Here is a 22,873-nt window from a genome sequence, read left to right on the forward strand (position 1 = left end):
CCGCCGCATCCTGCGGCTGACGTTTCCGATACCAATGTCCGGATCGGTAGGCTGGAGGTGCCGCGCGGCACGACGCGCGGCACACCCCAGCTCGCGAGACGAACGAACCCGATGGAGGCAACGCGTGCCGAACACGAGCGCTGAGAGGCCGAACATCCGGCAGGTCGCGCGGCTCGCCGGGGTCTCCCACATGACGGTGTCGCGGGTGCTCAACGACTACCCGCACATCAAGGAGGCGACGAGGCGACGCGTCCTCGACGTCATCGAGGAGCTCGACTACCGCCCCAACATGGCCGCGCGCGCTCTTGCGACGCAGAAGAGCCAGCGCATCGGCGTCCTCGTCGACAGCGCCATCGAGTTCGGTCCGACGAGCACGCTGCGCGCGCTGGAGTTCGCCGCGCGCTCGTCCGGGTACGCCGTCAGCTCGATCGCCCTCGGCGACGGCGACGACCTCTCGCCGCAGGAGGCCCTCGACAACCTCACGGCGCAGGGCATCGACGCGCTCTGCGTCGTCACGCCGCGCTCGTCGTCGATCGCGGCCCTCCGGAAGATCTCGATCAGCATCCCCGTGCTGGTCGTGAAGCCCGACAAGGACCCGACGTTCCTCACCGTCTCGCTCGACCAGCAGGAGGGGACGACGCTCGCCGTCGACCATCTCGTCTCGCTGGGGCATCGCGACATCCTCCATCTCGCCGGCCCCCTCGACTGGCTCGACGCACGGGCTCGCGAGCGCGCGTTCCACGCGCGCGCCAAGGCGTGGGGCGTCCGGGAGCGTCCGATCGTCGTGGGCGACTGGACCGCCGACTTCGCCTACGACTTCGCCAAGGGCATCCACGAGCTGCCCGACTACACGGCGGTCTTCGTCGCCAACGACGAGATGGCGGTGGGGCTCATCCACGGTCTGCACGATCGCGGCTTCTCCGTGCCCGACGAGATCAGCGTCGTGGGTTTCGACGACGTGCCGCTGGCCGCGCACGTCCTGCCGCCGCTCACGACCGTGCGGCAGAACTTCCGCGCGCTGGGCGTCTCGGCCGTCGACATGCTCCGCGCCGCCATCGAGGAGCGCGAGATCCCGCGCGTGACAAGGATTCCCGCCGAGCTCCTCGTGCGGTCGTCGACCGGCGCCCCTCGGAAGACGGGCCGATGACCGCGCGTCGGCCCGTCGTGGAGATGACGGGGACCACGGTCGAGTTCTCGGGGGTGCGCGTGCTCGACGGCGTCGACCTCACGCTGTATCCGGGCGAGGTCCACGCGCTCATGGGCGAGAACGGCGCCGGCAAGTCGGTGCTCATCGGCGCGCTGACCGGCACGTTCCCGATCCTCTCCGGCGAGGTGCGCATCGACGGCGAGGAGCGCATGCCCACGGGTGTCGCGCGCAGCCGAGCCGAGGGCATCGCGACGGTCTTCCAGGAGACGCACCTGAGCCCGCACCTGACCGTCGCCGAGAACGTGATGATCGGCAACGAGGTGCGCGGGCCGTTCGGCATCGACTGGAAGGCGAACCGTGCTCGCACGGCCGAGGTGCTGGCCCGTCTGGGACTCGACGACCTCGACCCCCGCAGCCCCTTGTCGGCGTTGTCGCCCGCCGTGAAGCAGCTCGTGGCCGTGGCGCGGGCACTCGTCCTGGAGCCGCGCGTGCTCATCCTCGACGAGCCGACGTCGAGCCTCGACGCGGCCGAGGTGCACGCCCTCCTCCAAGTGGTGCGGGGCCTGCGCGACCGCGGCGTCGCCGTCCTCTTCGTCTCGCACTTCCTTGAGCAGGTCTTCGACGTCGCCGACCGGATGACCGTGCTGCGCGGCGGGTGCTTCGTAGGGGAGTTCCTCGCCGACGACTTCGATCGCGCCGAGCTCATTTCGAAGATGATCGGCGAGGACATCGAGGCGCTCAAGGCACTGCGGTCGGAGCGGCTCGCGCACCACTACTCGGCTTCCGCCGAGCCGACGCTGCGGGCCTCCGCGCTCGGCCGGCGCGGCACGCTGGAGCCGACGGACATCGAACTCTCGCGCGGCGAGATCGTCGGCTTCGCGGGGCTGCACGGTTCGGGCAGGACCGAGCTCGCCCGCCTCTTGGGCGGCGCCGAGCGCGCCGACAGCGGTGAACTGTGGATCGACGGTGCTCGCGTGCAGCTGCGCAGCCCCGGGGCCGCGTTGCGCTGCCGCATCGCCCTGTCGACGGAGAACCTCCGCGAGGAGGGGATCATCGGCGGGCTCACGGCGCGGGAGAACATCGTGCTCGCCCTCCAGGCGATGCGCGGATGGTCGCGCCCGCTGTCGCGCGGCGAGCAGGCTGCGCTCATCGAGACGTACCTCGACGCGCTCCATATCTCCCCCAGCGACATCGATCGCCCCATCGAGGAGCTGTCGGGCGGCACGCAGCAGAAGATCTTGCTCGCGCGCCTCCTCGCGACGCGGCCGCACGTGCTCATCCTCGACGAGCCGACGCGCGGCATCGACATCGGCGCCAAACTCGACATCCAAAGGCGCGTAGCCCAGTTGGCGGGCGAGGGCATCGCGGTCGTGTTCATCTCCTCGGAGCTGGAGGAGGTCGTGCGACTGAGCGACCGGATCGTCGTGCTCAAGGACAGGGAGAAGATCGGCGAGCTCAGCAACGGCCCCGGTGTCACCGTCGACACGATCGTCGAGATGATCGCGGCCGACCTGGACGGAGAGCCCGGAGAGTTACCAGGTCACGATTGTGACAACGGTCTTGCGTGAGATTGATTGTTCCCGGTAACATCACCGATGCGACGCAGCCCCGCGTCACTGCAATCGGCAGCGGATCCGCGTGGATCCGCCTCGTAGGACGGTCCCGCGTCCGGCGTTCTCAATGAGGAGAGCCATGTCTGCAAGGCAGCGCATCGCCCCGGTGCTCGGTTTCGCGACCGTCGGTGCACTCTCGCTCGGCCTCACCGCCTGTTCGGGTTCCGGGGGAGACGACGGCCTGACGACGATCGGTTTCGTCGCGGTCGGCCCCGAGGGCGCGTGGCGCGAAGCGAACGAGACCGACATCCAGGACACGTTCACTGCGGACGCGGGCTACGAGCTCAAGTACGCTCCCGCGACGAACCTCGACCAGAAATCGCAGATCGACGCCTTCACGTCGTTCGTCGACGAGGGCGTCGACGTCATTCTGCTGTCGGCCACCGAGGCCACGGGCTGGGAGGACTCGCTCAAGCGCGCGCAGGAGGCGGAGATCCCCGTCATCCTGCTCGACCGCGGCATCGAGCCCGATGACACGAGCCTCTACGTCACGCGCATCGCCCCCGACAACTTCGAGGTCTCCACGGCGGTCGCCGACTGGGCGGTTTCGGCGTTCCCCAACGGCGCCAACTACTTCGTGCTCGAAGGCCCGGCCGGCGTCTCGGTCGTCAACGAGCGCAACGAGGGCTTCGACGCGGTCGTCGGCGGCGAGTCGAGCTTCGTCAGGGTCGGCTCGCAGACGGCGAACTGGTCGACGGGAGAGGCCAAGAGCGTCGTCGAGACCGTCCTCAAGTCGAACGGCGACGACGTGCAGTTCATCTTCGCCCAGAACGACGAGATGGGCCTCGGCGCCGTCCAGGCCGTCGAGGAGGCCGGGCTCACCCCCGGCGAGGACGTCAAGATCGCGACGATCGACGGCACCGAGAACGCTCTCGAGGCACTCGCCGCCGACGAGCTGAGCTTCGTCGCCGAGTACAACCCGCTCTTCGGAGCGATGACCCTCGACGTCGTCGAGAAGGTGCTCGCCGGTGAGACCGTCGAATCGAGCATCGTCGTTCCGAGCGCGGCGTTCGACTCGCCCGAGTCGGCCGAGTCGGCCCTTGCCGGCCGCAAGTGAAGGCCGAGAGCATGAGCGCCAACGCACACGGGCCGATCGAGGCACTCCAGGGCCTCTTCCGGCGCCCGTACTTCTGGGGCATCGCGGCCATCGCGCTGCTGCTCCTCGTCAACCTCATCAAGGACCCCGGCTACCTCGCCATCTCGATCGGGTCGTCCGGCAATCTCGTCGGCAACGTCATCGACATCCTGCGCGCCGCGGCGCCCGTCATCTTGATCGCCGTCGGCATGTGCCTCGTCGTGGCCACGGGCGGCATCGACCTCTCGGTCGGATCTGTCATGGCCGTCGCAGGGGCCGTGTCGATGGAGTTCCTCAAGAACGCGCCCGACACCGTCGGCTCGGCCTTCGCCGCGCTCGGCCTCGTCGTCGTCGTGAGCGCGGTCCTCGGCGCGGTCAACGGCATGCTCGTGTCGGTCGTGGGACTGCAGCCCTTCATCAGCACGCTCGTCATCATGCTCGCGGGCCGCGGCCTCGCGAAGGCGATCACCGGCGGGCAGAACACGGCCGCTACGAACGAGGCGTTCCGGTGGACGGCGAACGGCTACGTCTTCGGCCTCCCCGTCGTATTCCTCCTCGCCCTGCTGGTCGCCATCGCGGTCGGGCTCCTCGTCCGGCGCAGTGCGCTCGGGCTCATGCTGGAGGCCATCGGCATGGACGCCAAGGCGGCTCGGCTCGCGGGCGTCAACCGCCGCGCGCTCCTGTTCACCGTCTACATCTTCGGCGGCGTGCTCGCCGGGTTCGCGGGCGTGTTCGCGACGGCGAGCGTCATGACGGTCGACGTCTCGCGCACGGGCTACCAGCTCGAACTCGACGCGATCCTCGCCGTGGTCATCGGCGGCACCTCCCTCGCGGGCGGCAAGTGCAACATCACGGGCGCCGTCGTCGGCGCGATGCTCATCGCGACGCTCGACAAGACCATCGTGTTCCTCGGCGTCTCCTCATCCGCGACCCCTGCCTTCAAAGCGATCGTCATCGTCGCGCTCTGCCTCCTTCAGTCGGAGCGGGTGCGACGTGCCTTCCGGCAGCGCCGAGCAGCGGGCTCCGCCGGTCCGGCCGAGCGAGAGGCCGTCGCGGCATGAGCGCTCTCATCACCCTTCCTGCGGCGGAGCCCGAAGGGGCCCGTGCCCTCGCGAAGCGCCTGTCGCCGCATCTCGACACGCTGCCCAGCGCGGCGGCGGTCGTGATCTTCGTCGGCATGATCGTCTACGGCGAGGCCGCCTACGGGCGGATCGTGCAGTTCAGCACCCTGTCGAACCTGCTCATCAACAACGCGCACCTCATCGTCATGGCCGTGGGGCTGACGTTCGTGATCCTCACGGGCGGCATCGACCTCTCAGTCGGCGCGGTCATCGCGGTCAGCAGCGTCGCCGGCGTCCTGCTCATCAACGCGGGTTGGCATCCGTGGCTCGCGATGCCGCTCATGGTGCTCATCGGCACGGCGTTCGGCGCGGCCTCGGGCGTTCTCATCCAGTACTTCCACGTGCAGCCGTTCATCGCGACGCTCGCGATGATGTTCCTCGGGCGCGGGCTCGCGTCGATGCTCAGCACGGAACCGGAGCGCGTCGCGGACGACTCGGTCCTGCGCCTGCTGGGAACGCAGCTCAAGATCCTCGACGGCCCCAAGGTCGACGACATCGTCATCACGCCGGGCGTCGTCATCGCAGCCCTCGTTGTCGCGGCGGCGTACTTCGTGCTCCACCGCACGCGCATGGGCCGCACGGTGTACGCGATCGGCGGCTCCGAGCAGTCGGCCGCGCTCATGGGGCTGCCCGTGGCCGCGACGAAGCTGCGGGTCTACATCATCAGCGGCTCGCTGGCCGGCCTCGCGGCGGTCGTCTACACGGCCCGGCTCGGCAGCGCGCAGAACATCACGGGCATCGGCTGGGAGCTCGACGCCGTCGCGGCCGTCGTCATCGGCGGCACGCTCCTCACGGGCGGCGCGGGTTTCGTGCTCGGCTCGGTGGTCGGCGCCCTCGTGCTCGGCCTCATGAACGTCCTCATCACACGTGACGGCGGGATCCCGCCGGAGGCCACGACCATCATCACGGGAGGCATCCTCCTCGTGTTCGTCCTGCTGCAGCGCGCCGTGCTCCCACGGCGTCGCGAGTAGCGCCGTCATTTCTCAAAGACGAGAGGCTCCTTCCATGAGAAACATCCGACCCGCGGCGCTCGGCATAGCCGCCGCCCTCACCTTGGGGCTGGCCGTCGCGCCCGTCCCCGCAACCGCCGCCGACGCGACGCCCCTCATCCACTACTCCTTCGATGCGGCGCCGGCCGACGGCGTCACGATCGCGGATGCCTCGGGCAACGGCAACGACGGCTTGGTGCGCCAGTCGGGCGCCTCGTTCTCGGACGGCGTGCTCTCGCTCCCCGGCGGATCGTCCACCGGTTCGGCGGCGTACGTCGAGATCCCGACGGCCGACCTCGTGGGGCTGAAGGACGTCACGGTGTCGGCGTGGGTGTCCGACCGCTCCGGACCCGCCAACGTCGCCGCGGCGTTCGTGGGTGCCCCCGTCGCGTCGGGCGCCTCCTTCTCGAGCGGCTACTGGCTGCTCAACCCCTCCAACCCGCGCGGGTACGTGAAGTCGGTCGTCACGAACACGACGAACGCGTCGGCGCCGTGGGGCACCGAGGTCGGCGCCGGCGCCACCAACACGCCCACGTCGGGAGTGACGACGCCGTCGGGCATGGCCCTCTACACGACCGTCATCGACGGGACGAACGGCAAGCTCACCCTCTACGTCAACGGCGTGAAGGCGGCCGAGAACGCCATCGCGCGCGACATCTCGAGCTTCGGCAGCAGCCTCGTCGCCTACCTCGGCCGCTCGACGTACCCGGACGCGTTCTTCGCGGGCGACTTCGACGACCTCGCGGTGTACGGTTCGGCGCTCAGCACCGCCGAAGCGCAGGCGCTGTACGCCGACGGTGCGCTCGATCGCGCCGTCGCGTCCGTGTCGGTGCAGGGGACGGCCGAGACCGACTTCGAACTGCCGACCTCCGCCTACGGCGCGACGATCTCGTGGGCGTCGAACGACGCCGCGATCGCGATCGACGGGGGCGCCGCGACCGTGACGCGGCCGGCGCCCGGATCGGGCGATGCGACGGTCACGCTGACGGCGTCGTTCACGGCGGCAGGCGAGACGCGGACCAAGTCCTACACCCTGATCGTTCCCGAGGACCTCACCGACGACGAGAAGGCGCAGGCCGACCTCGACGCGATCGCCATCGCGACCGCCGACGACGTCCGCACCAACGTCTCCGTGCCCACGACGGGCGCGCAGGGATCCGCGATCGAATGGACCCTCCCCGACGGCGCGCCGGCGACCCTGCGCGCAGGCGCGGCAGCGGGCACGCAGACGATCGTCATCGAGCGCCCCGCCGCGGGCGAGCCGGCCGTCACGGTCGTCGCGACCGCCACCGCGCGCGTCGGCGACGCCGTGCGCACGCGCGATGTGCCGCTGGTCATCCAGCCGCTGCCGGCCGACCAGGCCGATGAAGAGGCGTACGTGTGGGCCTTCTTCACCGGCGAGGGCGACGGCGCCGAGCGCGTCAGCCTCGCGGCCTCCCGCGGCAACGACGCCCTCAGCTGGAACACGCTCAACGACGGAGCGCCCCTCTTCACCTCGGACCAGGGGACGGAGGGCCTGCGCGACCCGTTCATCATGCGTTCGGCCGAAGGCGACCGGTTCTACATGCTCGCGACCGACCTCAAGGTCGCCGGCCTCGCCGGCGGCTTCGACACCGCGCAGCGCAGCGGATCGCTCTACATGGAGGTGTGGGAGTCGAACGACCTCGTGAACTGGTCGGAGCAGCGCCACGTCAAGGTGTCGAGCGACTACGCGGGCAACACCTGGGCGCCGGAGGCGTACTGGGACGAGGAGCTCGACACCTACGTCGTGTACTGGGCCTCGAACCTGTACGACACGACGGACGCTTCAGCGCGCACGGCCGTCACGTACAACCGCACGATGTACGCGACCACCGATGACTTCGTCACCTTCTCTGAGGCGAAGCCCTGGGTCGACGTCAAGCGCGGCACCGGCCGCGGCACGATCGACGCGACGATCGCCCGCGTCGACGACACCTACTACCGGTTCATCAAGGACGAGGCGTCCATGACCATCCGGCAGGAGCAGTCGGACGACCTGCTCGCCACGGTCACCGGGACGCTCCCCGGCACGACGGGCGCCGCCGACGAGTGGACGCTGGTCAAGGACCAGGTCGCCACCGGCCTGCCGAACGGCGAGCCCGGCGGGACGTTCACGCAGGGCGAGGGTCCGAGCATCTTCCCGGCCAACGAAGGCGACGTCAACGGCTACGAGTGGTACCTGTTCATCGACCAGCCGTCGTACCACGCGGGCCCGAACTACTACATCCCGTTCGCCACCGACGACATCGCCGACGGGAATGCTTGGGAGCCGGTCGGGTCGACGCTCCGGGAGAACCTGCCGCAGAACGCCGACGGCGGCAAACCCCGCCACGGCACCGTCATCCCCGTCACGCGTGCCGAGTACGAGACCGTGCTGGAGGCCTTCGCCCCCCGCATCGCGGTCGCGGCGGCCGACGAGATCGCCGTGACGACGAAGGCGGGCACGGCGCCCGTGCTGCCGGGCGCGCACCTGACGAAGGTCGACGGCTCGGAGCAGGACGTCGCGGTCGCGTGGGACGACATCGATCCCGCGCAGTACGCGCAGCCGGGCGTCTTCACGGTCTCGGGTGTGGCGCAGGACGACTCGCGCGTTCCGGTCGAGGCGACCGTCACCGTCACGGCGCCGATCGCCGTCTCGGCCATCACTCGGTGCGTCGGCGGCAAGGCGACGGTGGTCGTGAAGACGACGAATCAAGGCGATACCGCGCTCGACGTGGCGCTCTCGTCGACATACGGCGCCAAGGCGATTTCTGGCCTCCAACCCGGCGCGACCTCGTCGGTGGTGTTCTCCACGCGACTCACCGACATCCCGGCGGGAAGGGTGACCACGACCGCCGCGGGGTCCTCTGTCGTCGCCGACTACTCCGCCGCCACCTGCGGCTGAACCGAAGCGGCCCGGCCCGAAGGGCCGGGTCGCTCCACTTGCCTCGAACAGCCGACCCAGTTACACTCTGATACCGGTAACAATGATGTTGCCACGACCCCTCGAAGGAGAGCGCATGGTCGCCTCACCCCTGGCGAGCCGCACGCTTCGCGCGCTCGTCGCATCGGTTGCGACACTTGGCATCGCACTGGCCGCCGGCATCAGCCCGGCCCAGGCCGCAGCCGAGGACCACCTCGTGGCGCACTACGCGCTCGACGAGACGAGCGGTACCGTCGCCGTCGACGGCTCCGGCAACGGCCGCGACGCCCAGATCGCCGGAGGCGCGACGCTCACCGGCGGCGAGGGCATCCGCCTCGATGGTGCCGACGACCACGTCAAACTGCCGAACAACATCCTCGCCGGGCTCACCTCGATCACGGTGAGCACCGAGGTGCTCATTCGCCCGGAACAGGGCACGCCCTACTTCATCTACGGTCTCGGCAACGCCGCGACCTCGAGCTCGGGCACGGGATACCTGTTCTCGACGGGCAACGCCTACCGCACCGCCATCACGACGGGCAACTGGTCGGGCGAGCAGAACACGACCAGCGGGGCGAACCTCGCACGCGGCGTGTGGAAGACCATCACCTACACGCTCGACGACGCGACCGACACCGCGACCATCTACCTCGACGGCGTCCAGGTCGGACAGAAGACCGGCGTCACGGTCACCCCCGCGCAGATCGGCGGCGGCACGACGACGGCCAACTACATCGGCCGCTCGAACTACGCGGCCGACAAGTACCTCGCCGGCAGCGTCCGCGACTTCCGCATCTACGACGTCGCGCTCTCGGCATCCGAGGTCGCGACGCTCCAGCCGTCCGACCAGACGAAGGCGCAGCGCGACCTCGACGCGATCTCGCTCGGCGACCTCTCCAACGTGACCACCGACCTCGCGCTCCCGACGACGGCGCCGAACGGCTCGACGATCACGTGGGCCTCCAGCGACGAGGCCGTCATCTCGTCCACTGGCCGTGTGACGCGACCCGCGAGCGGCACGGCCGAGGTCACACTCACTGCGACGGCCGCGAAGGGCTCCGCGACGATGACGCGCGACTTCACCGCCTCGGTGCCCGCGACGGGCGAGGCCGATCTCCAGGCCGATCTCGATGCCATCTCGATCCCGAACGCCGACGACATCCGAGGCAACATCACGCTTCCCGTGACCGGCCCCGTGCACGGGAGCCCGATCACGTGGACCGCGTCACCCGAGGGAGTGGTGTCGACCGAGGCCGACGGTGCGATCGCGCCCGGCGTCGTCACGCGAGGAACCGCCGACCAGGACGTCGTCCTGACCGCGACCGCGGGCGGCCTCACGCGAGAGTTCGCCCTCACGGTGCGGGCCGCCAACGAGCAGGAGGAGTACGAGGGCTACGCCTTCGCGTACTTCACGGGCAACTCCGTGGCGGGCGAGAACATCCACTTCGCCGCGAGCGAGGGGAACAACGCCCTCGACTGGAACGAGTTGAACGGCGGGCTCCCCGTCCTGTCGTCGCAGTACGGCGAGCAGGGCCTGCGCGACCCCTTCATCATCCGCTCGCCCGAGGGCGACAAGTTCTATCTCATCGCGACCGACCTCTCGATCGGCTCCGGCACCTCGTGGGACACCTCGCAGCGCCAGGGCAGCCGGTATCTCGAGGTGTGGGAGTCGCACGACCTCGTGAACTGGTCGGCGCAGCGCCACGTGCTCGTCTCGCCCGAGACGGCCGGCAACACGTGGGCACCCGAGGCGTACTACGACGAGGAGCTCGGCGCCTACGTCGTGTTCTGGGCGTCGAAGCTGTACGCGGCGAGCGATCCGGGGCACACGGGCAACACCTACAACCGCATGCTGTACACCACGACGCGCGACTTCGTCACGTTCAGTGAGCCGCAGATCTGGCAGGACGGCAAGTCGCGCATCGACTCGACCGTCACGATGCACGACGGCGTCTACTACCGCTTCACGAAGGACGAGGGCGCGGGATCGACCGGATGCTCTGACATCATCCAGGAGTCCTCGACCTCCCTGCGAGCCCCGCTTCCCGAGTGGACCATGATCGACTCGTGCATCGGCCGCGACGCCGGCACGAGCGCGGTCGAGGGACCCTCGATCTTCAAGTCCAACCCCGGCGACGTGAACGGCGGCGGCAAGCACTACCTGTTCGTCGACGAGTACGGCGGGCGCGGCTACATCCCGCTCGTGACCGACGACATCGCGACCGGCGGATGGACCGTCGCCTCGGACTACGACCTCCCCGCGAGCCCGCGCCACGGCACCGTCATCCCCGTGACCGCCGCGGAACTGGCGGGCCTCTACGAGGGCCGGGCACCGATCTCGTCGAACGACGAAGGCGAGGTCGTGCGCTACGACTTCTCGGACGGCGCGGGAACGACGCTCTCGGACGTGTCGGGCAACGGACGGGACGCCACGATCAACGGGGCGACCTGGGCCGACGGCGCGCTGACCTTCGACGGCGTGAACGACTACGTCGACCTTCCCGACGACCTCATGGCCGGCCTCACCGACATCTCGGTCGACGCCGACGTGTGGGTCGACACGGCGCAGTCGGGCAGCTACTTCATCTGGGGACTCGGCAACACCGACGCCGCGGGCGCCGGACGAGGGTACCTCTTCACGACCGGCAACGGCTCGTACCGCACGAGCATCACGGAGAGCACGTACACGTCGGAGCAGACGGCGAGCTCGGGTTCGGCGCTGCCGCGCGGACGCTGGGCGCATCTCACCTACACACTCCAAGGAGCGACGGCCCGCCTGTACCTCGACGGCGTGCTCGTCGCGACCAAGACGGACGTGACGATCGATCCCGGCGACATCTCCGGCGGTGAGACCTGGGCGAACTACCTCGGTCGCTCACTGTACGAGCAGGACGCCCGCTTCAAGGGCAAGTTCCGGTCGTTCGCGATCTACGACCGCGCGCTGAGCTCGGCCGAGGTGCTCGACGCGGCGGGCGCGACGGGCGCGGTCACCGACGTGTCGCTCACCGACGCCGAGGCGCTCGCGACCGCGCCGTTCGTGGACACCCAGGCGCACACCGTCGTCTTCCCGGTCGTGAAGGGCACCGACGTCTCGGCGCTCGCGCCGATCTTCACGACGTCCACGGGCGCGACCGCTTCTCCGCCGTCGGGCACGGTCGTGGACCTGTCCGAACCGGTCGAGTACACGGTCACGGCCGGAACGGAGACCACGACGTGGACGTTCTCCGCCCAGATCGTGAACAGCCCGGTGCTGCCGGGGCTCTACGCCGACCCGAACATCGCGGTGTTCGGCGACACCTACTACATCTACGCGACAACCGACGGATACCCCGGCTGGGGCGGCAAGGACTTCTACGTGTGGTCCTCGAAGAACCTCGTCGACTGGACGCGCTCTGATGAGCCCATCCTGACCTTGGACGGTGCGAACGGCGACGTCCCCTGGGCGAGCGGCAACGCGTGGGCGCCGACGATCATCGAGCGGGACGGGAAGTACTACTTCTACTTCAGCGGCCACAACACGGCGCTGAACCGCAAGACCATCGGCGTCGCGGTCGCCGACAGCCCCGAGGGTCCGTTCACGGCGCAACCGGCGGCGATGATCCTCAACAACGAGGCCGTCACGTCGGGCCAGGCGATCGACCCCGCGGCCTTCCACGACCCGGTGTCGGGGAAGTACTACCTCGCGTGGGGCAACGGCAGCCCCGTCATCGCGGAGCTGAACGACGACATGGTGTCGATCAAGGCGGGCACCTACCAGCGGATCTCGGGACTGACCGACTTCCGCGAGGGCGTCTTCCTCAACTACCGCGACGGTCTGTACCACCTGACGTACTCGATCGACGACACCGGTTCGGAGAACTACCGCGTCGGCTACGCGACGTCGACGAGCCTCGACGGGCCGTGGACGTACCGAGGCGTGATCCTCCAGAAGAACACGTCGCTCGGCATCAAGGGCACGGGCCACAGCTCGATCGTCAACGTGCCCGGCACGGACGACTGGTACATCGCCTACCACCGGTTCGCGCTCTCGGGCGGCGACGGGACCCACCGCGAGACGACGATCGACAAGCTCGAGATCGGCGAGGACGGCCTGTTCCAGCCCGTCGCGCCGACGCTCACGAGCGTCGCGCCGCAGACCGTGCCCTCGCCGGGACCGGAGATCACGGTGACGCCGGGGTCGCGCTGCGTCTCGGGCAAGGTCGTGCTGACGGTCAAGGCGCTCAACGAGGACGACGGCCCGGTGTCGCTCGTCGTCTCGACGCCCTACGGCGACAAGACGATCACGTCTTTGGCGGCCGGCGCTACGTCGACCACCGCGTTCACGACCCGTGCCGTGCAGATCGCAGCGGGCGCGGTGACCGTGACGGCGACAGATGCGGATGGCGCGTCGTCGGAGAACGCTGTCGCCTTCGCGGCCGCGAGCTGCGGCTGAGACGCGCAAGGCGGCGGTCCGGGGCCGCCGTCCCCGCCGTTCCGGCACCTGGGCCGGCGGCGGGGCATCCCGGACGACGTGGTGATCCGGAGGGCGATGGTCGCCCCCCCGGAATGGATCGAGGAGAGGTCTCCAATCATGAATCGTGGAATGGTGAAGCGGGTGTCGGTGGCCGCGGTCGGCGGCGCGATGCTGGCGGGTGTCGCCGGCGCGGCGTTCGCGCAGGAGCAGGTCGGGTCCGGTTCGAACGTGGATGTCGATGTGACGATCGAGGACACCGAGACCGGTGTTCTCGCGATGAGCGTGGCGGGCACGACGACGACGCTGGTGGAGGACGGGTCGACCGGGACTGTGCGTCAGTTCACGGGCGATCTGCCGACGGTGACGGTGACGGACACGCGGACGGCGGATGAGATCCCCGACGGCGCGTTCTGGTGGGTCGAGGGCACGGCGTCGAGCTTCGTGGGCGATGCCGGTCAGCCGGAGATCGGGGCGGAGAACCTGGGCTGGTCGCCGTCGATCGTGGACGACGGCTCGGGTGCCGTCGCGGTGGGCCCCGACGTCGCTCCGGTGCTGGACACGGACCAGGCTCCGAACAACGTGGGCCTCGAAGGTCGCGAGCTGCTGGCGATGGCGCTCACGAGCGAGGAGGCGATCGGTTCGTGGCAGGCCGACGCGGGCCTGACGCTGCTGGTGCCGTCGGACGTCGAGCCCGGTTCCTACTCCTCGACCATCACGCTCTCGCTGTTCGAATGAGACCGGTCGGGCGGGCGCCGTATTTGCGAGGCGTCCGCCCATCGGCGATGCTGGTCGAGGTGCGCCCGCGTGTTCGGGCTCTCCTCGACGTCTGATTCCCGGAAAGGCCGATCATGGTTCCCTCCCCCCGTTCCCGCGCCTTGCGCGGCCTGCTCGCCGCTGCGGCGGCGTTCCTGCTCGCGTGGGGGCCCGCCGGTCCCGCTGCCGCGCAGACGGACGGCGGGGACCCGGGCACCGTGACGTGGTCGGTGCGTCCGGCGGACGAGTCGGGGGAGGACGGCCGGTCGTGGGTGGAGCAGGAGCTCGACCCGGGTGAGACCGCGACGGAGCACCTGGCGGTCCGGAACCTCTCGGATCAGGAGGTGACGTTCCGCATCTCGGCGGCGGACGGGTACTTCCAGGACAACGGCCGGTTCAGCATGCTGCCATCCGGCGAGGAGTCGGTGGACGCGGGCCTGTGGATCGAGGTGCAGGACGAGGTCACGGTCGGCGCGAACGAGACCGCGATCGTGCCCTTCACGACGACGGTGCCGCAGAACGCGACCCCGGGAGACCATGCGGCGGGAATCGCGGCGTCGGTCCTGTCGCAGCAGGTCGGCGAGGACGGCGCGACGGTCGGGGTGGAGTCGCGCGTGGGGTTCCGCGTGATGACCCGCGTGACCGGGGAGCTGGCGCCTGCGGCGTCGCTGGAAGCGGTGGCGTCGTCGTATGACATGTCGTGGAATCCGCTGGCGCCGGGCGAGGCGCAGGTGACGTTCGACGTGGTGAACTCCGGCAACGCCCGCCTTCTGGTCACGGGCGTGGTGACAGCCGGAGGCCAGGAGGTCGCGTTCCCCGGAGATGACGAAATCGATCAAGAGCTGCTGCCCGGCGACCGGCGGTCGTTCACGGTGACCGTCGAAGAGGTGTGGCCGCTGGTGTTCGTGCCCGGTTCGCTCGAGGTGACGCCGACCGTTGTCGGCGCGGGCGAAGGCACCGCGGTCGACGCGGTGACGGCGGACGCCGGCTTCTGGGCCGTGCCGTGGCCCCAGGTCATCGTCCTGGCGGGCATAGCCCTGATGATCGGCTCAAGCGTGTGGGGCCGCCGCCGTTCGCGGCTGCGCCTGGAGGCCATGCTCGCGCAGGCTCGCGAGGAAGGGCACCGTGCGGCGTCTGAGGCGAGTGCGTAAACGCACCGCCGCCCAGCCGTTCGGGAGTATTAGGTCGACGTGTAACCGCGTGTGCACTGTGACCGGCTGCAAATAGATGTGAACGACCGTGCTCGGCCGGGGCTTCCCCGGGGCCGGCGCGCGTCCGCCGGGCTTTCTCGAACCTCCACGCCACACTGCCCTGCCTCACCAGCGTCCCATCACCCGGTAAGCCCGGACCCGGACGCCCTGCCGGGCAACGGAACCGGCGCAGGGCACCAATCCGCGACCCCGGCAAGAAGACCAAACGCGACAAGACCCTCGCGCAAACTGTCGCTCGTCCTTCAGGGCGTTTCCCGGGTGCCTTGGCACCCAGTGCCTAGCATGGGTCCGATCTTCCTGCCCGACATAAGGAGTCCTCATCACCGAACCGTCCCCGCCTCAAGCCAAACCCGAGGTCGTCACAGTGGCCCAAACGCTACTGTGGCTCCTCTTCGCCAACGGGTTCGCCGTCACGGCATACGAGTTCATCCGAACGCAGTTCTATTTGAATGGAGAGAGGCACTACCTCAGTATCGCGCTGATCGCAGCCGTCACTGCAGCCTTTGGAGTCCTGTCGACCCTGCTCAGTCGGAGCGGCCTGCTCGCCTGGTGTGCAGCCATGCTGCTCTGCGTCTCGGTCGCGGGGCTCATCGCAGCCCATCTGCTCTCGATAATGTCCGAACCGTACGCGTACGGCCGCAAGAGCGCGCCCGAGCTGATGCTCTGGGTTCTGGCGTACCTCGGGATGCCACTTGCCGCCGTCGCCTGCCTGGCGACCCGCGCTGCTCGGAAGTGGTGTCTCAACCGCGACAAGTCAACTGCCACCGGCTGAAGCCGGTAGTTCGTCGCCCGTGCCCGCCGCCGGGCGGAAAGTCGGGGGTCGCAGCCGCCCCGAGGCATCGATGGGAACGGATCGATGGAAGCCGGGTCGCACTGTGGTCGACCGTGGTCGGCGGACGACACGAACCACCGGTGGGCGGAACTCTTGCGAGTCACTGCCATTCATCACGGTGCTCCCCAGGATGCACAAGGCGCTGGCGATCGAGACCAGCGGCGCCCGATGCCGCTGCGGCAGGGGAAGTCGAAGCACGACGACGTGCCGTCGCGTCGTTCAAGCACGAAGTCGACTTCCCGGCCGTCGTTGTCCGTCATGCGCGTGCAGGAGCGGAACGATGAGAGAGGCGACGGCGAGTGGGTCGGCCTCCCGATTCTTCCTCGACCCACCCGCGCATCAAATTGGGCGATCAGCACTCCTGCCGATTCCCTTCGCGATCAAGGTCGGGCTGGTCGGGGCGAGCGCGGGGGACGCCGCCGTGTTGGTCATAGGGGCGGGTCAAGTTCTACGAGTTCTGCGTCCCAGGGGCCGATGTTGAAGCCTTTCTTGAAGCGCTGGCCGCTGAGGACGCCGGATGTGTTGCGGGGGAGGTCGATTGGTTTCGGCTCCCCGTCGAGATTCAGGTAGAGGACATGCCGGTCGGTGACGGCGCGGGCCATGACGCCTTCGGGAACCTGCGGTCCGGGGCGGACGCCGAGGCGTTCGATCTCGCCGTCCAGCACCAAGTCGAGCACGTCCCGGCGGGCGGGCAGTGCCACGTAGATCGCGGTGCCCTCGCCGTACCGGTGCGTCGTGACGGCGGGGTACTCGCGGTCCAGCTCGATGGTGGCCGCCACCGCCGCGCCGCGCGGCTCGACCAGGTCGAACCGCGGCGCACTGGTGCGCACCGCACTGTCGCCGCACCGCACTGCGACCTCGTCGTCTCCGCTGCGCCCCTTCGCGAGTTCATTGAGCAGCGCGGTCTCCTCGTAGCGGCCGACGCGGACGCCGAAGACGTCGGCGAGGCGGCCGGGCCTGGTGGAGCGGAAGACCTGGCCATCGGCGTCGATCATCGCCGAATACGAGGTCATGATGGCGGTGCCGCCGCGTTCGACGTAGCCGCGGATCGCCTCGGCGGCCGCTTCGTCGAGGACGAGCAGGCCGGGGACGATGAGGATCTTGTAGTCCAGTTCGGAGCGCGCCAGGTCGACGATGCGAACGTCCAGGTTGCGGTCCAGGACGGTGCGGAACGCCGTCAGCGCCTGGTCGTCGTGGCGTTCGGGGAACGCGGCGCTGGCGATCTGGCTGGGGAAGTCCATGGCGATCGCGATCTCGGCGTTCACTTCGTAAGGGAACCCGTGGGCTTCGATCTTGCGGAACTCGGCGGCGATCTGCCGGTACTCGTCGAGCTTGCGGGTGGGCTCGCCATCCCAGTCGACCATGCCCTGGAGGAACTGCTCCTCGCTCGCGTGCATGGTCTGCCAGGTCCAGCCGCACACCAGCTGGTTGCCGAGCATCAGTGAGGCGTAGGCGGAGCGGCGGATGGAGCCGGGGGCGGCGGTCATGGTCGTGAACTCGGTGCACCAGAACGGTTCCGGGCTCTCGTAGCGGATGCGGGCGATGCCGAACAGGGCATCCCGGATGCTGTCGGTGTCGAGGAGCGAGAGACTGGGGTAGAGGCCGTTCCCGGGGCGGGTCAGGCGTCCGGCGTAGGCGCCTGATGCCCAGTCGAAGTGCTTGCTCGCGGTGTAGTACCACATGTTGGAGGTGGTCAGCATGCCCGGCGCGTTCGCCTCGACCGTGTCGAACAGCGCGTCGAGGTAGCCGTTCATCTCGTCAGAGATGAAGCGGCGGAAGTCGAGGACGCGTTCGGGCGCGCCGCCCGCGACGCCGGGACGGGGCAGGCCGATCTGCTCGAAGTCACTGACCTGGCGGGACCAGCGATGTCCTGCCCAGGCGCGGTTCAGGGTCTCCGTGGTGCCGTACTTCGCCTGGAGCCAGGCTATGAAGCGGGCGCGGACGGTCGTGGAGTACGAGATCGGGCCGTCGCCGGGCTCGTTGTCGATCCCGAAGGCCGCCAGGGCGGGATGGCCGGCGTAGCGGTGGGTGAGGCGGTCGGTGAAACGGACGGCGTGCTCGCGGAAGTGGGGGTCGCCCGTGTCCAGGGTGTAGCGGTGGTTGGGGTAGCGGCGGGTGCCGTCGGGGTCGATGACATCGATGGTGGGGTGCTTGCGGTGCAGCCACAGTGGCGCCGGGCGCGCGGCGATGTCGAGGATGACGCCGATGCCGTGCTCGTGCATGAGGTCCATGACTCCGTCGAACCAGTCGAAGCGGAAGTCGCCGTCGGCGGGCTCGAAGGTATCCCAGGCGAGGTGGCCGAGCCGGACGATCTCGAGTCCGGCCTCGCGCATCATCGCGGCGTCGCGTCGCCAGGTCGCGGGGTCGGAGTCGTGCGGGTGGTAGTTGGCGCCGACGAGGAGCCGCCCGGGGCCGGTGAGGTCGCGGGCGTTCGGGCGTTCGGAGTTGCGCATGGCAGGTTTCCTGGTCTGTTGGTGAAATTGATCGCGGGTCACTGGGACAGGTGGCGGACTTCGAACGGGGCCAGGGTGAAAGCGTGGTTCTCGGTCTTGATCCCGACGGGGTTCGCGGACTGGTTGATCAGCGTGACCCCGTGGACGGTGGCGACGGCTTCGACCGCGGGGTCGAGCCCGTCGACGATCGGCGTCACTGTCGCGGTTTCGAGGGCACGGTCCAATGCGAATTCGGTGCCTGCCTTGTCGGTGAAGCAGGCCAGGTGCAGTGAGATGCCGGCACCGAAGCGGTTGCGGATCAGGACGGGTTGGCCTTCGCGGGTGTGCGCGAGGACGTCGCCGCCGTCGAGGTCGAAGTCTTCGATCATCGTCGTGACGGCGAAGTCCGCGCCGCTCGCGTGGGCGACCCGTCCTTCTTCGGGGAGGACGCCGAAGAAGTCGACGGGCCGACCGCCGAGGACTTCGCTGAGCTGCGTGCCGTAGCCGCCGGGGCGGAAACGGTCGTGCTCGTCGACGATGTCGGTGAAGGCGGTGGTGACGAGTGTGCCGCCGGTCTCGACGAACCGCGCGAGCGAGGCGGCGCCGGCCTCGGTGAGCAGGTACAGGGCGGGGGAGATGACCAGGCGGAATCTGGAGAGGTCGGCTTCGGCGCGCACGAAGCTCACTTGGACGTGTCGGGCGTGCAGTGCTTGGTACCAGGCGAAGACCTCGGCCTGGTAGTCGATGTCGGCGGGGAGGTCGGGCTGGGTGAGCGCCCACCGGTTCTCCCAGTCGAAGACGATGGCGACGTCGCCGGGCGGCGGCGATGCCGGTTTGCGGTCTTCCAGGGCGGCGCCGAGCTGGGCGATCTCCTTCCAGGTCCGTGATCGCTTCCCCGAATGGGGGAGCATCGCGGAATGGAACTTCTCAGCGCCGCTTCGGGATTGGCGCCATTGGAAGAATAGGACGCTGTCGGCGCCGCGGGCGACGGCCTGCTCGCTCCAGGCGGCCATCTGCCCCGGTGCTTTGGCGGCGTTGTTGGGCCGCCATTGGACGGCGTTCGGGGCCTGCTCCATGAGCAGCCACGGCCGGTCGGGCTTCAGGGACCGCATGAGGTCGGCAGCGAACGCGGCGTGGCGGTGCGCGTCGGGATCGCGCGGATCGGGGTAGCCGTCGTGGGAGACGATGTCCACTTCGGCGGCCCAGTCCCAGTAGTTCATCGCCGGGAAGGCGCCCATGAAGTTCGTCGTGATCGGCTGCTCGGCGCCGGCGGCGCGGAGCGCGTCGCGCTCCATCCGGTAGAGGTCCAGGATGGAGTCGGAGGTGAAGCGGCGCCAGTCGAGCACGAGCGAGGGGTTCTGGGTGGTCGGCGAGGCCCGCGGGGGCCGTACCTCGTCGAAGTCGTTGTAGTGCTGGGACCAGAAGGCCGTCCCCCACGCATCGTTGAGCGCGTCGATGTCGCCGTAACGGCCGGTGAGCCAGGTGCGGAAGGCCACGGCGGCGTGCTCGGAGTAGTCGGCGCGCACATGGCACGCGTACTCGTTGTTGATGTGCCACATGGCGACCGCGGGATGGTCGGCGTAGCGGCGCCCGAGCGCCGCAACGAGGTCGGCAGCGAGGCGCCGGTAGTCCGGTGCGGTGGGGGCGTAGTGCTGGCGGCTGCCGGGGCCGAGGACGGTGCCGGTCTCGGTGACCGGCAGGACGTCGGGGTAGCGGCGCACGAGCCAGTTCGGCGGGGAGGCGGTAGCTGTTGCCAGGTCGACGGAGATGCCGCCGCTGTGGAGCTTGTCGAGGAGGCGGTCGAGCCAGGCGAAGTCGAACTCGCCCTCGTCCGGTTGCAGGCGCGCCCAGGCGAAGATGCCGACGCTGACGAGGTTGACGCGTGCCTCGCGCATGAGGCGGACGTCTTCATCCCACACCTCCTCGGGCCATTGCTCGGGGTTGTAGTCGCCGCCGAAGTACATGGCGCTGCTCCTGCTCGTCGATGTGGTGCCCGGGTCGGGATGGTGCCATCGTAGCGTTTGCGTGAGCGATCACGCAAATAGTGACCTGTCCATCTACCTGCGGCACCGACCTCTGCGGTTCTCAAAGTGGCAAAGGTGCCCACGCCGCCCGCCGCGGCCTGGCATATTGACATATTTCCACTTATCAGGCAAATGCCGTTCCTGTTCGGCGTCGCCCTGAATGTTCGTTGCCATGTCCTCGATGACCGTTTTCGTGGTCGCGTACGCGGTCCAAGCGGTTTCGAGCGGGGGTGTCCACTCCGAGGATCGCTTGACGACTTCATGCACATCGGAATCGATCGTCGCGCATCCGAAAGAAGGACTGTCTTCGCGGCCGTCCTTGCTCTCCAACCGCCGACCGGACCCACCTCCACCGTGCTCCTTGACACCGGGGTTGACGGCGGTGATATGTTGAAGATGCGTGAGCGCTCACGCAACAATGGTCCTCGTCGATAGGGGCCGCGGTTCCGCTCGCGGGCCTCGATCGGCTCGAACCGGGCAAGCGCTCGACGCGAATTCGCAATCCAGGAGGATGCCGGCGGCGATTCGGCCCCGGCGCGGCGTCCCGAGGTGCGGCGACCCTGTCCGCCTCTCCGACCCCTACTGAAAACCCCGAGGAGAAGCGCAATGAAGCCTTCAAGCGAACCCCGGCTCACCCGCCGGACTGGCCCGCGTTCATGACCCTCAGCGTCATCGTGCTCGCGCCGCTGGTGGTCTTCCTCATCGCGGCCCAGCGCCACATCGTCCCCGGTCTCGTCGCCGGCAGCGTCAAGGGCTGAGCCCGCACGCCCCGCCTCCCACCAACGAACAGGAAACCCAAGGCATGTTCCAGGCCTCCCTCAGACTGCACCCCGCCTTCACCGTCGGCCCCGTCTCCCGGCAGCTCTTCGGCGGGTTCGTCGAGCACCTCGGCCGCCATATCTACGGCGGCATCTACGAACCCGGCCATCCCACCGCCGGCCCCGACGGGTTCCGCCGCGACGTGGTCGACCTCGTCCGCGAGCTCGGCATCTCCCATGTGCGTTATCCCGGCGGGAACTTCGTGTCCGCCTATGACTGGGAGGACGGCGTCGGCCCGGTGGACCAGCGGCCCCGGCGACTCGACCCGGCCTGGCATTCGACCGAGACCAACGAGGTCGGCCTCCACGAGTTCGCCGACTGGGCCGACCTCGTCGGCTCGGAGCTGATGCTGGGCACCAATCTCGGCACTCGGGGGATCCGCGAGACCCTGCACCTCCTCGAGTACGCCAATATCCCCTCCGGCACCACCCGCTCCGACGCACGGCGTGAGAACGGCCGCGAGGAGCCCCTCGACGTGCGCTTGTGGTGCCTGGGCAACGAACTCGACGGCGACTGGCAGATCGGGTCGAAGACCGCCGAGGAGTACGGTCGGCTCGCCGCCGTCACCGCCCGCGCCATGCGCGCGATCGACCAGGACCTCAAGCTCGCCGCCTGCGGTTCCTCCTGGCGGGGCATGCCCACCTTCGGAGTCTGGGAGCGGACGGTCCTGGAGCACGCCTTCGACCAGATCGACTACATCTCCTGCCACGCCTACTACCACGAAGTGGACGGCGACGTCGCGAGCTTCCTCGCCTCCGGTGTGGACATGGACGCCTTCATCGAAAGCGTCGTGCACACGATCGAGCACGTCCGCGCGGTCAAGCGGTCGGACCGCCGGATCGACATCTCCTTCGACGAGTGGAACATCTGGTACCAGGCCGGGCAGACCCTCGATCTCGACGCGTGGCCGGTCGCCCCCCGGCTGCTGGAGGACCAGTACTCCGTCACCGACGCCGTGGTCCTCGGCGGGCTCCTCATCTCGCTGCTCAAACACGCCGACCGCGTCACGGCCGCGAATCTCGCGCAGCTGGTCAACGTGATCGCGCCGATCATGACCGAACCGGGCGGGCCGGCCTGGCGCCAGACCACGTTCTTCCCGTTCGCCACGACTTCACGCCTGGCGACGGGGACCGCGCTGCGCGGTGTCCTGGACGCACCGGAAGTCCCGACCGCGAAGTTCGGGGACGTGCCCTCCGTCGACGCCGTCGCCACCCTCGACGGCGACCGCGCCGCCGTGTTCGTCCTCAACCGCTCGATCGACGACACCGCGCAGTTCACGATCGACATCGCCGCCCTCGGCATCGAGGGAACCATTCGCGCCCAAGGCGTCTGGGACGAGGACCGCCACGCGAAGAACACCCTCGACCAGCCCGAGCGCGTGACCCTGCGCGAGAACACCAAGATCAGCCGCGAGAACGGCACGATCACGATCGAGCTCCCGCCGGTCTCCTGGACCTGCATCACCATCGGCTGAGCGAAGA

13 protein-coding genes are annotated in these 22,873 nt (G+C 69.1%); 11 read left to right on the forward strand and 2 right to left on the reverse strand.

Translation table 11 applies throughout. From position 1 onward, the window contains the following. Positions 1-124 precede the first annotated feature (124 nt). The 10 genes from ACFO8M_RS24560 (at position 125) to ACFO8M_RS24605 (ending at position 16,057) form a co-directional block, all read left to right on the forward strand. Positions 125-1,147, forward strand: coding sequence for a LacI family DNA-binding transcriptional regulator (locus tag ACFO8M_RS24560; RefSeq protein WP_387980415.1), 1,023 nt, complete (start codon positions 125-127; stop codon positions 1,145-1,147). Next, positions 1,144-2,715, forward strand: coding sequence for a sugar ABC transporter ATP-binding protein (locus ACFO8M_RS24565; RefSeq protein WP_387980417.1), 1,572 nt, complete (start codon positions 1,144-1,146; stop codon positions 2,713-2,715). Before ACFO8M_RS24560 ends, ACFO8M_RS24565 begins: the two co-directional genes overlap by 4 nt. 124 nt (positions 2,716-2,839) lie before the next feature. After that, positions 2,840-3,817: an ABC transporter substrate-binding protein gene (locus ACFO8M_RS24570; RefSeq protein WP_387980419.1), complete on the forward strand. Its 978-nt coding sequence runs from the start codon at positions 2,840-2,842 to the stop codon at positions 3,815-3,817. A gap of 11 nt (positions 3,818-3,828) precedes the next feature. Beyond that, positions 3,829-4,896: an ABC transporter permease gene (locus tag ACFO8M_RS24575; RefSeq protein ID WP_387980421.1), complete on the forward strand. Its 1,068-nt coding sequence runs from the start codon at positions 3,829-3,831 to the stop codon at positions 4,894-4,896. Continuing rightward, a complete protein-coding gene (locus ACFO8M_RS24580; RefSeq protein ID WP_387980423.1) occupies positions 4,893-5,927 on the forward strand; it encodes an ABC transporter permease subunit in 1,035 nt (344 codons plus the stop codon). The genes ACFO8M_RS24575 and ACFO8M_RS24580 overlap by 4 nt, the downstream gene beginning before the upstream one ends. Before the next feature lie 34 nt (positions 5,928-5,961). Further along, positions 5,962-8,850 (forward strand): immunoglobulin-like domain-containing protein, encoded by a 2,889-nt coding sequence (locus ACFO8M_RS24585; RefSeq protein WP_387980424.1) that lies wholly within the window; start codon positions 5,962-5,964, stop codon positions 8,848-8,850. 115 nt (positions 8,851-8,965) lie between these two features. Beyond that, complete coding sequence (locus ACFO8M_RS24590) at positions 8,966-13,300, forward strand: family 43 glycosylhydrolase (RefSeq protein ID WP_387980426.1); 4,335 nt, start codon at positions 8,966-8,968, stop codon at positions 13,298-13,300. 150 nt (positions 13,301-13,450) lie between these two features. After that, positions 13,451-14,056 (forward strand): hypothetical protein, encoded by a 606-nt coding sequence (locus ACFO8M_RS24595; protein ID WP_387980427.1) that lies wholly within the window; start codon positions 13,451-13,453, stop codon positions 14,054-14,056. A 113-nt stretch (positions 14,057-14,169) separates the two neighbouring features. After that, positions 14,170-15,225: a WxL protein peptidoglycan domain-containing protein gene (locus tag ACFO8M_RS24600; protein ID WP_387980429.1), complete on the forward strand. Its 1,056-nt coding sequence runs from the start codon at positions 14,170-14,172 to the stop codon at positions 15,223-15,225. 424 nt (positions 15,226-15,649) lie between these two features. Continuing rightward, positions 15,650-16,057, forward strand: a complete 408-nt coding sequence (locus ACFO8M_RS24605; RefSeq protein WP_387980430.1) for a hypothetical protein — start codon at positions 15,650-15,652, stop codon at positions 16,055-16,057. Between the two features lie 488 nt (positions 16,058-16,545). Here the strand turns inward: ACFO8M_RS24605 and ACFO8M_RS24610 are convergent, their stop codons facing one another. Both ACFO8M_RS24610 and ACFO8M_RS24615 read right to left on the reverse strand, forming a co-directional pair. After that, positions 16,546-18,570 (reverse strand): beta-galactosidase, encoded by a 2,025-nt coding sequence (locus ACFO8M_RS24610; RefSeq protein ID WP_387980432.1) that lies wholly within the window; start codon positions 18,568-18,570, stop codon positions 16,546-16,548. Between the two features lie 38 nt (positions 18,571-18,608). Next, complete coding sequence (locus tag ACFO8M_RS24615; RefSeq protein WP_387980434.1) at positions 18,609-20,513, reverse strand: beta-galactosidase; 1,905 nt, start codon at positions 20,511-20,513, stop codon at positions 18,609-18,611. 862 nt (positions 20,514-21,375) lie between these two features. On the opposite strand from ACFO8M_RS24615, the gene arfA reads away from it, so the two are divergent. After that, a complete protein-coding gene (gene arfA, locus ACFO8M_RS24620; protein WP_387980435.1) occupies positions 21,376-22,866 on the forward strand; it encodes an arabinosylfuranosidase ArfA in 1,491 nt (496 codons plus the stop codon). Positions 22,867-22,873: the final 7 nt, after the last annotated feature.

Source organism: Glycomyces rhizosphaerae, assembly GCF_042647865.1.
Classification (GTDB): domain Bacteria; phylum Actinomycetota; class Actinomycetes; order Mycobacteriales; family Micromonosporaceae; genus Glycomyces; species Glycomyces rhizosphaerae.